This window comes from Ensifer sp. ENS11 (genome assembly GCF_014851895.1).
GTDB lineage: Bacteria > Pseudomonadota > Alphaproteobacteria > Rhizobiales > Rhizobiaceae > Ensifer > Ensifer canadensis.
Map to the genome: position 1 here is coordinate 844252 of NZ_JACVAN010000001.1, position 15363 is coordinate 859614.

Genomic DNA, 15363 nt, shown 5'->3' on the forward strand with positions numbered 1-15363 from the left:
CGGTTTTCCGCCATGAGACGCGAAAAACCATGAAACCGCTCCTCAAGATCGATCGAAAGGTCTGAGACCGCATGACCCGTTTCGTCGCCCTGCTTGGCATCTTCTTCTTCCTGCTGGCGACAGCGGGTGTCGGCCGGGCGGACGAGGTGTTTTCGTCCTATCATTCGGTGATCGATGTCGCCGAGAACGGAACGCTGACGGTCACCGAGACGATCACCGCCAATGTCGAGGGAAACCAGATCCGGCGGGGCATCTTTCGTGACCTGCCGCTGACCTTCACCGATGCCAAGGGCCGCCGCAGCAAGGTGGATTTCAAGCTGCTTTCGGTCGAACGCGACGGCGAGGAGGAGCCCTACCGCACCGAATCGATCTCGGGCGGCATCCGCATCTACACCGGCTCTGCCGAGGTCTTTCTGCCACACGGCGAGCATACGTTCCAGTTCACCTATGAGACCAGCCGGCAGATCCGCTTCTTCGACGATCATGACGAACTCTACTGGAACGTGACCGGCACCGAATGGGCGTTCCCGATCGACGAGGCGAGCGCAACCGTCAATCTGCCGGAAGGGGTGCGGCCCGAGGCACTCGACGTTTTCACCGGCGGTTATGGCGCAACCGGCAAGGACGCGCTGGCGTCGGAGGAAGGCAGCGAAATCTTCTTTGCAACCACCCGGCGGCTCGAGCCGAAGGAGGGTCTGACGATCGCGGTCAAGATGCCGAAGGGCAGCATCGACCAGCCGACCACGAGCCAGGAAAACACCTGGTGGCTGCGCGATCATATGGCGCTTGTCATTGCTGGAGCAGGTCTCGTGGTGGTGGCGCTCTACTATGGCCGCGCCTGGCTGAAGGTGGGCCGGGACCCGGCGCGCGGCGTGATGGTGCCGCGCTGGGACGCGCCTGAGGGCATTTCGCCGGCGCTTGTCAACTATATCGACAACAGGGGCTTTTCCGGCGAGGGGTGGACGGCTCTGTCGGCATCGGCGCTCAGCCTCGCGGTGAAGGGCCATGTCGTCCTTGAAGATCTGAAGAGCGCCATCATCATTGCCGCGACCGGCAAGGGCAGCAGCGAAAAGCTGCCGACCGGCGAGGCGAGCCTGATGAAGGCCGTCAATGCCGCCGGCGGCAAGTTGAAGATCGACAGGGCCAATGGCACGAAGGTGCAGGCGACGGGTGCCGACTTCCGCAATGCCATGGAGCGCGAGCACCGCGGCAAATACTATCTGGCCAACACCGGTTACATCATTGCCGGGGTGCTGCTTTCGGTTCTTGCGATCGCCGCGGTGTTCCTGTTCGGCGATTTGAGCGAGGACAGCATCCCGCTGGTGATCGTCCCCGTCTTCATCGCCTTTTTCGTTTCCATCTTCGCCGTTTCCTTCGGCAAATCCCTGCGGCGCGAAAAGAGCCTGATGAGCCGGATCATGTCGATCGTGGTGATCGCCTTCATCGGCTTCGTCGCCTTCACCATCTTTTCAAGCATCCTTGCGGTCGTCTTCTACTCCGCCTCCGAGACCGACGAGCTGCCGCTGCTGTTTGCGATCGGCGGCATCGTACTTGTCAACGTGCTGTTCTTCTTCCTGATGGGCGCGCCGACGCCGCTCGGTACCCGGATGATGGATGGCATCGACGGCCTCAGGCAATACATGACGCTTGCCGAGAAGGATCGGATGAATATGCAAGGTGCGCCCGAAATGTCGCCCCGGCATTTCGAGACCCTGTTGCCCTATGCCGTTGCGCTTGGGGTGGAAAAGCCGTGGACGCAAACCTTCGATCACTGGCTGCTGGCTGCCGCTGCCGGGCCAGCTGCCACTGCCGCCTACCAGCCTGCCTGGTACCATGGCGATGGCTTCGGATCGAGTTCGTTCGGGGATCGGATCGGCGGCTTTGCCGGCTCGATGGCCGACACCATGACCTCCTCCTTGCCGCCCCCGCCGAAATCCTCGTCGTCGGGCTTTTCCACGGGCGGCGGTTTTTCCGGCGGCGGTGGCGGCGGTGGCGGCGGCGGCGGCTGGTGATCGTACCGCGACCCTCCTGCCTCTAAATCAAATTCATCGTCGGGCTTGGTGACATTTTCGCCAGAGCTTGCTAAGTCGGCGCCAACCGTCCGGAACAGAAAAAGTCATCTCCCATGCCCGATCTTCTTATCGAACTCCGCTCCGAGGAAATTCCTGCCCGCTTGCAGCGCAAGGCGGCCGGCGACCTCAAGAAGCTGCTGACCGATGCGCTGGTGGAAGCGGGTTTGACCTATGAGGGTGCGCGTGAATACTGGACGCCACGCCGGCTGACGCTCGATATCCGCGGCCTCAATGCCCGTTCCGCCGATGTGCGCGAAGACCGCAAGGGTCCGCGTACCGACGCCAACGAAAAGGCGATCGAGGGCTTTCTGCGCGGTGCCGGCCTTTCTTCGATCAGCGAGGCCCATGTCCATAGCGATCCGAAGAAGGGTGATTTTTACGTCGCCCATATCGTCAAGCCGGGCCGTCCGGCCGAAGAGATCGTCGCTGAGGCGATGCCCGAGATCATCCGCAACTTTCCCTGGCCGAAGCCGATGCGCTCCGGGGCTGCCTCGGCCAAGCCGGGCGCTCTGCGCTGGGTCCGTCCGCTGCAGTCGATCGTCTGCACCTTCGGCTCGGAAACCGACGAAACCCATGTGATCCCCTTCGAGGTCGACGGCATCGTCGCCTCCAACGTCACCTACGGCCACCGCTTTCACGCGCCCGAAGCGATCACCGTGCGCCGCTTTGCCGACTATGCCGAGAAGCTGGAGCGGGCGAAGGTCGTGCTCGACGGCGAACGCCGCAAGCAGATGATCTCGGCTGACGCACATAATATCGCCTTTGCCAACGGCCTCGAACTCGTCGAGGACGAAGGCCTGCTCGAGGAGGTTTCCGGCCTCGTCGAATGGCCGCAGGTGCTGATGGGAAGCTTTGAAGAGAGCTATCTCGAAATCCCCTCGGAAATCATCCGCCTGACGATCAAGACCAACCAGAAGTGTTTCGTGACCCGCGCGCCGGGTGCGGAAACGCTCTCCAACAAGTTCATCCTCGTTTCCAACATCGAGGCGAAGGACGGCGGCAAGGAGATCGTTCACGGCAACGGCAAGGTCGTGCGCGCCCGCCTGTCGGACGCCGCCCACTTCTGGCACCGCGACCAGGGCAACCTGCCGGACCTGGAAACATTGAAGCCGTCGGCTGAAAAATTCGACCTCGATCTCCACAAGCCGCTCGACCAGCGCATGGCGAAACTCGATGCGCTGAACGTCACCTTCCATGCCAAGCTCGGCACACAGGGCGAACGTGTTGCCCGCATCCGTGCGCTTGCCGCCGAGCTTGCCAAGGTAACCGGCGCCGACGCCAAGTTGGTCGATCGTGCCGTGGTGCTGGCAAAGGCTGACCTGCGCACCGAAGCCGTCGGCGAGTTCCCCGAACTTCAGGGCATCATGGGTCGCAAATATGCGCTGCTCCAGGGCGAAGACGCTTCCGTCGCAACGGCAATCGAAGATCATTGGAAGCCGAATGGCCCCTCGGACCGCGCGCCGACCGATGCCGTCGCCGTGACCGTGGCGCTGGCCGACAAGCTCGACACGCTCGTCGGTTTCTGGGCGATCGACGAAAAGCCGACCGGCTCCAAGGATCCATACGCCCTGCGCCGCGCCGCGCTCGGCGTTATCCGCCTCATCCTTGAAGGCAAGGCGCGCCTGCCGCTCACGCCGTTCCTCGAGATCGCGCTGACCGCCCTGCGGGCGCAGAAGCCGGCGCTGACGAGCGATGTGTCGGCGGACCTGCTCTCCTTCTTCCACGATCGCCTCAAGGTCTATCTGCGCGATCTCGGCGCCCGTCACGACCTGATCGATGCGGTGCTGACGTCGGATGCGGACGATCTGCTGATGATCGCCCGTCGCGTCGAGGCGCTGACCGCCTTCATCACCGACGAAGAGGGCAAGAACCTGCTCGCCGGCACCAAGCGCGCGACGCAGATCCTCGCAGCCGAAGAGAAAAAAGGTACGGCCGTGGCCGACGCCGTCGACGCTGATCTCTTCCGTCTCGACGCCGAAAAGGCGCTGCACGCTGCGGTTCAGCTGGGCTCGGGCGAGGCACGCGAGGCGATCGTCAAGGAGGACTTCCGCTCCGCCATGCAGGCCCTGTCGAAGCTGCGCGAACCGGTCGACCAGTTCTTCAACGACGTTCTCGTCAATGACGATGACGTGTCGATTCGGGCAAACCGCCTGGCACTGCTCGGTCTCATCCGCTCGGCGACCGGCACGGTTGCCGATTTCTCCAAGATCGCGGGATGACGGGGGAGGTGTGCATGACGGCGAAGATCCTCGTCAGCGCCTGCCTCATGGGCCATGCCGTGCGCTACGATGGCGCGTCGAAGCCGCTCGTCCATCCGGCCATCGACCGCTGGCGCCTAGAGGGCCGGCTCGTCACCATCTGTCCCGAAATGTCGGCCGGCATGCCGGTGCCGCGTCCGCCGGCCGAGATCGCGTCCGGCATGTCCGGCACCAACGTGCTCGACGGCGGGGCAACCGTCGTCGAGAATACCGGCCGCGATATCACCGGTGAGTTTCTGGACGCCGCCGAGAATGCGCTGGCGCTCGCGCGCGAAACGGACTGTCGTTTCGCGCTGTTGATCGACGGCAGCCCGTCCTGCGGATCGGGTTTCGTCTACGACGGCACGTTTTCCGGCGCACGCCACGCGGGGCAGGGGGTTACGGCCGCGCTGCTCGCAAGGAACGGTATCGAGGTTTATTCCGACAGGGAGATTGAAGCCTTGGTCGAGCGGATCGATGGCCCACGCCAACCCAGATAACACGAGCCCAGATAAAAAGATTGCGCCCCTGCTTCTCTCAGGGGCGCAATCTCTCGCTGTTTCAGCGAATTGCCCGTCAGCCCTTGAATGCAGGGGAGGCTGGCCGGGGCAGGGAACTTTCCCGTTTAGGCCCTCAGTTTAGCCGAAGTTCGAGGCCGGTCGGATCAAATTGCCGTGAGCTTTCGGCGGCCACAGATGCCGCGACTGCCGGCTCTGCCTGTGTAAGGGTCTGAACCGCGGCAGTTTTGGCGGTCTCGTCGATCACAGACGCAGCCAAGTCATGATTGCCCGGGTTCGCGATATCGATATCGGCCGCAGCGGTCGCCGTATCCGCCTGTTCGGCTCCGTTCGCGGCTGCTTTGACAGCCTCCTCAGAAGGCTTGCTGACGAAAACAACCGGCGAGCCGCCGAGCCAGGCTTCGGTGCGCACAAGCCGCATCTCACCGTTGATTTGCTTGAGCTCGACCTTCTCGCTGCCATTCTCGATCTCAGGCACCACATAGGTGACCTTCTTCTTGATCTGCAGCGGCGGGCATTGTGCGCAGGAGACAGAGGCCACGCTGGAATTGACGGCCTCCCCGGAAACGACAGCTTCGATCGACTGTGCCCAGGCGCTGCCGGCGGCGAGCGCAACGGCGGTGGTGATCAGCAACAGGCGCATCGGTCTTCTCTCCGAGTTTGTTCTACAGCGCCGCGCGTCTTATCAGACGCGCAAAGGTCGCTGTAGCACTTTGAATTGCTGCATGTTTTGTCCTGAAATCGGCTACGATTTAAGGAACCATGCAGTCGGCAAGAATATGCGTTCTCTCTTACTTTCCCGTCAGGAGAATTGGTAAAAATTGAATGATCCGGCGCATTTACCGGCGGCGGTCAGGCCTTCTCGCGGGCAACCGCGCGCCAGCCGATATCGTGGCGATAGAAGCCGTTGTCCCAGGAAACGCCGTCGACTGCCGAATAGGCGCGGTCCTTGGCAGCGCTTGCGCTTTCGCCGATCGCCGTGATGTTCAGCACCCGCCCGCCCGTTGCAACCAGGCTGCCGTCCTTCATCGCTGTGCCGGCGTGAAACACCTTGGTCTCAGGCGAGGCCTCGGGCAGCGCAGCAATGGGCGAGTTCTTGTCGTAGCTGCCCGGATATCCCTTCGACGCCATGACCACCGTCAGTGCCGTTTCGTCGCGCCATTCGGCTTCCATGCCCGCAAGCGTGCCCGTCGCCGCGGCATAAAGCAGTGGCAAGAGGTCGCTCTTCATGCGCATCATCAGCACCTGGCATTCCGGGTCGCCGAAACGCACATTGTACTCGATCAGCTCCGGCCCCTTGGCGGTGATCATCAGCCCGGCGAAGAACACGCCGGAAAAGGGATGTCCGCTCTCCGCCATGCCGCGCATGGTCGGCTCGATGATCTCCTTCATCGTGCGCTCGGTCATTTCTGATGTCATCACAGGCGCTGGCGAATAGGCGCCCATGCCGCCGGTATTCGGGCCGGTGTCGCCATCGCCGACGCGCTTGTGGTCTTGTGCCGAGGCAAGCGCGAGCGCGGTCTTGCCGTCGCTGAGGCAGAAGAAGCTTGCCTCCTCGCCGTCGAGATAGGCTTCGACCACCACTTCCGCGCCGGCCGCGCCGAAGGCGCCATCGAAGCAGTCATCGACAGCAGCGAGCGCTTCGTCGAGTTCCATGGCAACGGTCACACCCTTGCCGGCGGCGAGTCCATCGGCCTTGATGACGATCGGCGCGCCCTGCTCGCACACATAGGCCTTGGCGGATTCAGCGTCGGTGAAGCGACCGTAGGCGCCGGTCGGGATATCGTATCTGGCGCAGAGGTCTTTGGTGAAGCCCTTGGAACCTTCAAGCTGGGCCGCGGAAGCGGAAGGGCCGAAGACGGCGACACCGGCAGCGCGCAGCACGTCTGCAAGGCCGGCCACGAGCGGGCCTTCCGGCCCGACCACGACGAAATCGATCGCCTCTTTCAGGCAGAAGTCCGCAACGGCGGCATGATTGTCGGTGTCGAGCGCAACGAGCGTTGCTTCCTCGGCAATGCCAGGATTGCCGGGCGCGGCATAGAGCTTGGTCAATTTCGGCGACTGCGCGATCTTCCATGCCAGCGCATGTTCGCGTCCACCCGATCCGATCAGAAGAACCTTCATTGCCTGCCCCCGACATGCCGAAATTGTTGCGTTGCGGTTAAGGCGAGGCGGCTGTCAGGTCAAGGGGGCAGGGGGCTATGGCGCACGATTCCCGCCTCGGAGTGCACCTTGTCCGGAGCGTCACGGGAGAGAGTAGACCGACATGCGCTCAGGCGATTGCCTGCTGGTTCTTGCGATCATCCTGCTCCTGGCCGTAGCGGGCGGTGCGCGTCAGCGCCCAGATGCCGAGATCCTCAAGTGGTAGCGGCTTGCTGATAAGGTAGCCCTGGAAGAGATCGCACCCTGCAGCAGTCAGCATCGAGAGTTTCTCCGGCGTGTCGACGCCTTCCCCGACCACGGCAACGTCCTTGGCGTGGCACAGCGCGATCAACGCCCTCAGAACCGGCAGTGATTGCGATGCCGTGAGGTTAGAAACGAGCGCCCGGTCCAGTTTGATCGTATCGGCGGTGTATTCGATGATCTGCTGGACAGAGGTATAGCCGGCGCCGAAATCGTCGATCGACAGGCGGAAGCCCTTTTGGCGCAGTTCGTCGATGTTGCGGCGGAGCTGGTCGCTGAACTTGACCGCGAAAGTCTCGGTCAGCTCAATTTCGATCGATTGCGGCTGCAGTCCATGGCGGTTGATACAATCGGAGAAATAGTCGGCAATCGCCTTCGAATGCAGTTCGGCCGAGGAAATGTTGATCGCCAGGATCGTATCGGGACCGAAGAGTGCCTTTAGCTGCCGGCAGTCGGACATGGCCTGGTTGATCACCCACCAGTCGATCTTGGTGAAGAGGCCGGAGCTTTCGGCGATCGGCACGAATTCGTCCGGCGTCACGTTACCGAGTACCGGCGAATACCAGCGCAGCAGCGCTTCGCAGCCGGTCACGCGACCGTCGGTGTCGACGATCGGCATGTAGACCAGATGGAATTGCTCGTCCGGATCGAGCGAGCGCAACTCGTCCTGGATCTGGCGCAGACGGGTGCGCTTGTCGTGCAGGGCGCGCGAGAACCGGGAAGAGCGGTTCTTGCCGCTAGTCTTTGCCTGATACATCGCCGCGTCCGCATTTGAAATCAGCTCGGCAAGGTTGGTCGCGTCATCCGGGCAGATGGCAGCGCCGATGCTGGCCGTCACCGGATAGCTCTTGCCGGAGACTTCGAAGCCATCTTCGAACAGCGCCAGGATGGCCGCAGCGACTTCGCGGACCGTGCCGTCGCCCGGTCGGGAGCGGACCAGCACCGCGAATTCGTCGCCTGAGAGCCGCGCCAGGATCGCCGGCTTCTGGCCGCGTCGCTCGGTGATCGCTTCGACATTCTCGGCGATGCGCGTTGCCAGGGTCTTTAAGAGTTCGTCGCCGATCTCGTGGCCATGCTTGTCATTGACGAATTTGAAGTTGTCGATGTCGATGAACAGCAGGCTGCATTTTTCACCCGAGACAATGGCCTCGCGCACGATGCCGGCGGCAACCGCGTTGAAATGACCGCGATTGCTGATGCCGGTCAGCGTGTCGGTCCAGGAGCTGCGCTGCACCAGCTTGAGCGATTGTTCGGACTGGCGATGCAGCTCTCTGATGTTTTCCGTCAGTCGCCCGATCTCGCCCTTCTCCTCCATGTTGCGGATCTCGTCATGGGCGCCGACCATGACGGCCATAACGTTGGCGTCGAGCTTGGCGATCGGGTCGGTGATGAACCGACGGATGAGAACGATGATCAGCCAGATCGAAAACAGGCTCATCGCCACGGCACCAAATGCCAGCAGCAGTTTCTGCTGGGCCATCAGCCGGTCGAAATGATTGCTCGAAACCGTCAGCGTCGCATAGAGCGATGGCCCGAGATGCACGCTTGCCGAAAGGTCGTCGGTAATCGCGAGCGGCCACGGCTGAAGGACGACGTCGGCGCCGTATTCCTGCTTGAGTGTTTCCTGCATGTCGAGGAAACGATCCGGCTGGATCGCCACCTGGATAAGCAGCGCGCCCGATTTCTTGCTCGGCAGCGGTCGCGTGAAGGTAACGGGATCGAGGAAGTAGGAATAGACGATCCGCGCCTTGTGCCCGCCGTCGTAGAGGTAGGTCCAGTCGACAAGCTTTTCTTCGCGTATCAGTCGCCGTGCCAGATTGAGCTGCGCCTCGTCGATTTCGGCGAAGGGATCCCAGCTGTTTTCGAAATAGTATTCTGATTGCAGGTTCGATGTCAGGATCGACAGGGACACGTAGCCCGTCGGGTCGTCGGAGAGCGACTTGACACTTTCCTGCAGCCGGACGCCGAGCGCATTGGCCCGGTAGTTCTTGTCGGTTTCAGAGATGTACTGGCGCAGCGAATTGCTGTTCAGGAGCGCATTGAGAAAGCCCTTGCTGCGGCCGATCTCGTTCTGGAAGACGGCGGCGGCATGTTCCAGCCGCTGGGACAGCTTGGCATGTTCCAGCGCCCGGATCGATCGGCTCTGGGTGACATGGACCGAGATCGCCGCCAGCAGATAGCCGGCCAGCACCACGGGAAAGATCAGGATGAGTGCGCGCTTGCCGAGGGTCACTGGAAATTCGCCAATGTGCTGATGATGCGCCGGCGCAGCTGCACCGACGTCGTTGACAGTTCCTGCTGGTACTGACTCTTGGCCAGAATGTCTGGCGACGGGTAGATCGCCTGGTCCGCGCGCATCGCCTCCGGCAACAACGCAAAGGCGGCTTTGCTCGGCGTCGGCATATTGAGCGCCTGTGCGTTTGCGGCGGCACTTCCGGGCGAGCCGATATAGTCCAGGAAGGCGAGCGCCCGTGCCTTGTTCGGCGACTTGGCGACGACCGACATGCAATCGAGCCAGGAAAGCGTGCCTTCCTTGGGCACGACATAGCGCCAGATGCCCGGTGTACCGGCCTTTTCGTTTAGGACGTGCTGATCGCCGCTATAGCCAAGCGCCAGATGGATGTCCTTGCCGATGGCCTGGTTCTGGATCGAGCTTATGACGTATTCATAGGTCAGAACCGCCGGTGCCTGTTGCTTCATCAGGTTGAAGGCGGTCTTGAGCGTTGCCTGGTCGTTGGTGTTGATCGACTCGCCGAGCAGCATGAGGGGGGCGACAAAGGCCTCGTTGTGGTCGTCGTACATGGCGACGTGCTTGGTCAGCGTCGGAGCCGGCTGCATCAGGTCGCGCCAGGACGTGGGCGCTTCAGGCAGCATGTCCGATCGGTAGAGAAGGCCCATCGTGCCCCAGAGATAGGGCAGGCCATGGTTCGAGCAGCGCTTGCGCCAGCTTTCGTCATAATCCCTGAGCGAGGCGACATTGGTCTCGTCGACAGCCTCGAGCACGCCTCTGCGCCCAAAGAGCGCGGCGCCGTTCTCGCCGGTCACCACCAGATCGACGATGCTGTTCGGGTCGGCCAACACCTCGTCGCGGGTATCGCCGTTGTCGTAGTAGACCTGATGGATTCCTACGCCGGTTATTGCCGTCCAGCGGTCGAGGATCGCCTGATCGATATAGGATTCCCAGATCAGCAGGTTGAGCGTTTCGGCTTGCCCCGCCGTTGCCAGGAGCAACGTCGTCAAAAAGGCGGGAATCGCCGATCGCGCTCGCATTGTCTACCCCTGCCCAAGCCCCATCCAGCGACCGTAGCGCGCAAAAATTGATGAATGATTACGCAGGGCTGCGGGAAATAGCATGGTTGGAGCAAGGCGTTGCCGGGCGGAAAAACAGAACGGGCGCCGCATGGCGGCGCCCGTTGAAAAGTCTGCTGCTGGATGTCTGCCTAATGCCGCGCGGGCATCCTCGGCAGAAGGATCGTCAGAATGCCGAGCAGCGGTAGATACGAGCAGACCGTGTAGACGAACTCGATGCCCTGCCGGTCAGCAAAAATGCCGAGAAGAGCCGCACCCATGCCGCCGAAGCCGAAGGCGAAACCAAAGAAGACACCGGCAATCAGCCCCACGCGTCCCGGCACTAGTTCCTGCGCGAAAACGACGATCGCCGAAAACGCCGAGGAGAAGATGAAGCCGATGATGATCGACAGCACGCCCGTCCAGAAGAGGTTCGCATAGGGCAGCATCAGCGCGAAGGGGATGACGCCGAGGATCGAGAACCAGATGACGAAGCGCGCGCCGTAACGGTCGCCGATCGGACCGCCGAGGAAAGTGCCGGCGGCGGCAGCGCCCAGGAACAGGAACAGCATCAGCTGTGCTTGCTGAACGGTAACGCTGAACTTCTCGATGACGAAGAAGGTGAAATAGCTGGAGATGCTGGCCATGTAGACGTTCTTGGTGGCGGTCAGCAGCACCAGCACGGCGACGGCCCAGATCACGCGGTTCTTCGGCAGCGGCAAGGCGCGGCTCGGCGCCGGCTTGCTCATCGACGAGCGACGGTGGCGCACATACCAGGTGCTGACCCAGGTGAGCACGAAGAATCCGATGACCGCGACGATCGAGAACCAGCTGAGGCTGCCCTGGCCGAAGGGGATGACGATGAAGGCTGCGAGCAGCGGCCCCATGGCGCTACCGGCATTGCCGCCGACCTGGAACAGCGATTGCGCCAGGCCATGCCGCCCGCCCGAAGCGAGGCGAGCGATCCGCGAAGATTCCGGATGGAAGATCGCCGAGCCGACGCCGATCATGCTTGCAGCCAGAAGCAGCATCGGGAAATCATGCGCGTTGGCGAGCAGGATGAGGCCGGAGCAGGTGGAAAGCATCGCTACCGGCAGCGAATAGGGCAGTGCCCAGCGGTCGGTGATGATGCCGACGGCCGGCTGCAGCATCGAGGCTGTCAACTGGAAGGTGAAGGTCAGAAGCCCGATCTGCACGAAATCGAGCGAATAGTTCGCCTTGAGCAAGGGATAGAGCGCCGTCAGCAGCGACTGCATGATGTCGTTCAGCATGTGGCAGAAGCTGACTGCCAGGATGACGGAGAATGCCGTCTTTTCCGGGGTTATGCTCCCCGTTGAAGTAACCGTTGCCATGGATGTTTCCTTGCCGTCTCGATGGTTGTGTGCGGCGACGGATATCTCTACTGATCTTGCCCATGGCCTGCTTTTGTGATGTGGTCGAGTTCTTTCGCGAGTGGGCCAATGCCGATCCATCGAATAAATTTGCCCGAACTGCCCGACGCCGACCATTTCAGGAACCTGGACTGGATCGAGACCGGAAACTCCGCCGTGCTCGCTCTCGGCCGCGATTATGGCGCGGGCCTGACCGTTCCACTCCACAGCCATACCCGCACGCAATTGTGGTGGGCGCGGCAAGGCGTTGTCCTTGTGCGTACCGCCCACGGACGTTGGCTCGTCCCGCCGGGGCACGCCTTACTGATCCCCGCGGGGGTCGAGCATTCGACCGAGATGATCAGCGATGTGCGCATGCACTCGATCTATTTCACCCCATCGCTGCTGCGCGCCGAACGGCCGATGGTAATGGAAATCACCCCGCTTGCGGGCAGCCTGGTCGATGCGCTTGTCAGCGTCGAGAGCGAGACCATGTCGGAACGGCGGGAACAGCTGATCATGGATCTCCTGCTCGAAGAGATCGCTCTTCTGCATGAGCGGCCGCTCGGCCTGCCTTTCCCGCGTGAGCAGAAACTGGCGCTTCTCTGCCGGCAGTTCCTGGAGGCACCGTCGGCGACCGCCAATATCGACCAGTGGGCCGATCGCCTGGGTCTCAGCCGACGGACATTCACGCGGATGTTCCGCAACGAGACAGGGGTCAGTTTCGTCACCTGGCGCCAACAGGCCTGCATCTTCGCATCGTTGCCGCGCCTTGCGGACGGTGAATCCGTCACCAATGTCGCGCTTGATGCCGGCTACGAGAACGTTGCGGCCTTCACCACGATGTTTCGCCGCATGCTTGGAAGCGCCCCCAGTCACTACCTGAAAATGTACCAGGGCCGGTAGGCATCGTCGCCGGCATGGCAAACGGGAGTTGAATTGACCTGGTTAACGGAATCGTAGGAACAAGGGGCAATAAGTCGCCCCCGTGTCCTTTCAGATGGCGCCAATGGCCGGCGCGCAGGGCACGTTCAAACTTCGCCCCGGCGAATGATTCTTCCGGAGTTGTTCCTTGCGTATCCGTTCTTTTCTTCTCCTTTCTGGAACCCTTTTGTTGTCCGCAGGCACCGCCTCGGCTGCTGACGGCCAGTATTTCTGGTCGGGCGACTGGTACTTGAAGGTCGGCGCCACCGGCTTTCTCGGCCCGAAATACGAAGGCGCCTCCAAGCGCATGTTCCAGGCCGCGCCGCTGATATCGCTCGGCAAGGCCGGCAGCACCGTTCGCTTCTCGTCGCGCAACGACAACATGTCCTATGCGCTGCTGGACCAGGGCGGGTTCCGCGCCGGCGTCGCCGGCAAGCTGATCTTCGAGCGCGACGAGAATACCTCCAGCGACCTTAGGGGGCTCGCCCCCGTCAAGTTCGGTGGAGAACTCGGCGGCTTCGCCGAGGTCTATCCGACCGATTGGCTGCGCGTGCGCGCGGAAGTCCGACAGGGCATTCGCAGCCACCACGGTATCGTCGCCGATGTCACCGCCGATGCCTTTACCGACATCAGCAGCAATGTGCGCATTTCTGCCGGTCCGCGTATGACGGCCGCCACCAGCGACTATTTCAGCGCCTATTACGGCGTGAACGATGCCGAATCGGCAGCATCAGGCCTCAGCACCTATAATCCGCATGGCGGCATTGATTCCGTCGGTGTTGGTGCGGCGATCAATTGGCAGGCAACGGAAAAGCTTGAGACCGGTGCCTATGCCGAATATCGCCGCCTGATGGGCCCGGCGGCCGACTCGAGCCTCGTGCGCGAGCGCGGCAGCCGCAACCAGTTCCTCGTTGGCCTGTCGGCCACCTATCGCTTCGACTTCACGCTTCCCTGAACGGTGGCGCCAAGCGGCGGGACGGTGCGGCATCGAACCGCTTGACCGCCCCGGCGCGTAGCGTCAAACAGGAGGCATGAACACGTCCTCCGCCGATTCCGGGCGCGTCCACGACGCGCCGTCGAACAACTGGGTCTACCGCGTGCTGCCGCGTGCGCTGTGGCCCTATGCGCAACTTGCTCGCTGGGACCGCCCGATCGGCTGGCAATTGCTGATGTGGCCCTGTCTGTGGTCGGTCGCTCTGGCCTCGGGCACGGCGGCGGCAGCGGGGCAATTTTCGCTCGGCCGGTTCGTTTTTCATAGCTTCCTCTTCATCGCCGGCGCCATCGCCATGCGCGGCGCGGGCTGCACCTTCAACGACATCGTCGATCATGACATCGACATGGAAGTGGCGCGAACGCGCTCGCGCCCCTTGCCATCGGGCCGGGTCTCCCGCTTTCAGGCAAAGGCCTTCATGGTGCTGCAGGCACTTGTCGGGCTGGTGGTGCTGCTACAATTCAATGCCGTCACCATTTGGCTCGGTATCCTGTCGCTGGGGCTTGTCGCAATCTATCCCTTCGCCAAGCGGTTTACCGACTGGCCGCAGTTCTTCCTCGGCCTTGCGTTTTCCTGGGGGGCGATCATGGGCTGGTCGGCCGAGTTCGGGACGCTTTCGTTTGCGCCCGTGCTGCTCTACGGCGCGGCGATCGCCTGGACGATCGGCTACGACACGATCTACGCCTACCAGGATAGGGAAGATGACGAACTTATCGGGGTGCGGTCGACGGCTCGCCGCTTCGGCGACAATCCACGCCCTTGGTTGATCGGGCTCTATGGACTTGCCATCGCGCTGATGCTTCTGGCGTTTCTCGCCGCAGGGGCCGGGCTGTTTGCCTATCTCGGTTTGCTGATCGCGGCCGTGTTGCTGATCTATCAGATCCTGGTGCTGAACATCCACGACCCTTCGCAATGCCTCGCATTGTTCAAGTTCAATGGTGTCGTGGGATTGATCATTTTCGCCGGGCTGGTCGCGGCCCTTTTCGTTCGGCTGATATGAAAAACCCTCCGTTTTGGCGGAGGATCCTGCAGTCTATCCGAAATGTTTGATACACGTCCGCCGGCACTTTCCCGAGAGATCTGCGAGAGCCTGATCGCTCAGCCCCAGCTGATTGCGCTGGCAGCCTTGCGCTTCTTCGCCTCGGTGCGCGCACGGAAAATCGCAACGATTGCGTCAATGGTGGCGGCAAGAGACTTGCGCATCGGGTATCTCCTTCTTTCGTGACCTTGGCTATGGGTCGGATATGGCACGAAGAAGGCGAGGCGGCTGTTTCCGAAGGAACACCCGCGATTTGGCTGTGAACGTTTTGGCGTTACAGCGCCGCGCGTCAAGTATGACGCGCTAAGGACGCTGTAGCACTTCAGACTTGCTGCATACAAAAACCGGCCGCAGGGAACGGCCGGCTTTTGCACTGGAGGTATTCGGTTAAGCCCTAGGCTCAGGACCTATTAATTTCGTTTGAGATGTGATTCACGGTTTCCGACAGGAGGCCGTGATGGATGATTTGTTTTTGTTGAGCGAGCGCCAGATGGCGCGGATCGAACCGCACTTCCCTTTGG

Annotated in this window: 11 protein-coding genes; 6 read left to right on the forward strand and 5 right to left on the reverse strand. The window is 62.0% G+C overall.

What is annotated here, in order from left to right:
* Positions 1 to 71: 71 nt before the first annotated feature.
* The 3 genes from IB264_RS03975 (at position 72) to IB264_RS03985 (ending at position 4809) form a co-directional block, all read left to right on the forward strand.
* Positions 72 to 2012: a DUF2207 domain-containing protein gene (locus IB264_RS03975; RefSeq protein WP_025426119.1), complete on the forward strand. Its 1941-nt coding sequence runs from the start codon at positions 72 to 74 to the stop codon at positions 2010 to 2012.
* 113 nt (positions 2013 to 2125) lie between these two features.
* Entirely contained in the window at positions 2126 to 4291 is a 2166-nt protein-coding gene (gene glyS / locus IB264_RS03980) for a glycine--tRNA ligase subunit beta (RefSeq protein WP_025426120.1), read from the forward strand.
* A gap of 14 nt (positions 4292 to 4305) precedes the next feature.
* Positions 4306 to 4809, forward strand: a complete 504-nt coding sequence (locus IB264_RS03985) for a DUF523 domain-containing protein (RefSeq protein WP_025426121.1) — start codon at positions 4306 to 4308, stop codon at positions 4807 to 4809.
* Between the two features lie 133 nt (positions 4810 to 4942).
* Here the strand turns inward: IB264_RS03985 and IB264_RS03990 are convergent, their stop codons facing one another.
* The 5 genes from IB264_RS03990 to IB264_RS04010 form a co-directional block, all read right to left on the reverse strand.
* The gene (locus tag IB264_RS03990; protein WP_025426122.1) at positions 4943 to 5470 is read right to left on the reverse strand and encodes a plant virulence effector HPE1-like domain-containing protein; all 528 of its coding nucleotides are present in this window, start codon (positions 5468 to 5470) and stop codon (positions 4943 to 4945) included.
* A gap of 209 nt (positions 5471 to 5679) precedes the next feature.
* Positions 5680 to 6951, reverse strand: a complete 1272-nt coding sequence (gene purD / locus IB264_RS03995; protein WP_025426123.1) for a phosphoribosylamine--glycine ligase — start codon at positions 6949 to 6951, stop codon at positions 5680 to 5682.
* Positions 6952 to 7099: 148 nt separating this feature from the next.
* Positions 7100 to 9463, reverse strand: a complete 2364-nt coding sequence (locus IB264_RS04000) for a bifunctional diguanylate cyclase/phosphodiesterase (protein WP_025426124.1) — start codon at positions 9461 to 9463, stop codon at positions 7100 to 7102.
* Positions 9460 to 10500 (reverse strand): spermidine/putrescine ABC transporter substrate-binding protein, encoded by a 1041-nt coding sequence (locus IB264_RS04005; RefSeq protein WP_192433183.1) that lies wholly within the window; start codon positions 10498 to 10500, stop codon positions 9460 to 9462. Before IB264_RS04005 ends, IB264_RS04000 begins: the two co-directional genes overlap by 4 nt.
* 170 nt (positions 10501 to 10670) lie before the next feature.
* Positions 10671 to 11870 carry an MFS transporter gene (locus IB264_RS04010; protein ID WP_057211584.1) on the reverse strand — a complete coding sequence of 400 codons (1200 nt, stop codon included), beginning with the start codon at positions 11868 to 11870 and terminating at the stop codon, positions 10671 to 10673.
* A 108-nt stretch (positions 11871 to 11978) separates the two neighbouring features.
* On the opposite strand from IB264_RS04010, the gene IB264_RS04015 reads away from it, so the two are divergent.
* From IB264_RS04015 to ubiA, 3 genes are all read left to right on the forward strand, one after another.
* A complete protein-coding gene (locus IB264_RS04015) occupies positions 11979 to 12794 on the forward strand; it encodes a helix-turn-helix domain-containing protein (protein WP_025426127.1) in 816 nt (271 codons plus the stop codon).
* Positions 12795 to 12960: 166 nt separating this feature from the next.
* Positions 12961 to 13767: a MipA/OmpV family protein gene (locus IB264_RS04020; protein WP_025426128.1), complete on the forward strand. Its 807-nt coding sequence runs from the start codon at positions 12961 to 12963 to the stop codon at positions 13765 to 13767.
* A 76-nt stretch (positions 13768 to 13843) separates the two neighbouring features.
* Positions 13844 to 14803, forward strand: coding sequence for a 4-hydroxybenzoate octaprenyltransferase (gene ubiA, locus IB264_RS04025; protein WP_025426129.1), 960 nt, complete (start codon positions 13844 to 13846; stop codon positions 14801 to 14803).
* Positions 14804 to 15363 lie beyond the last annotated feature (560 nt).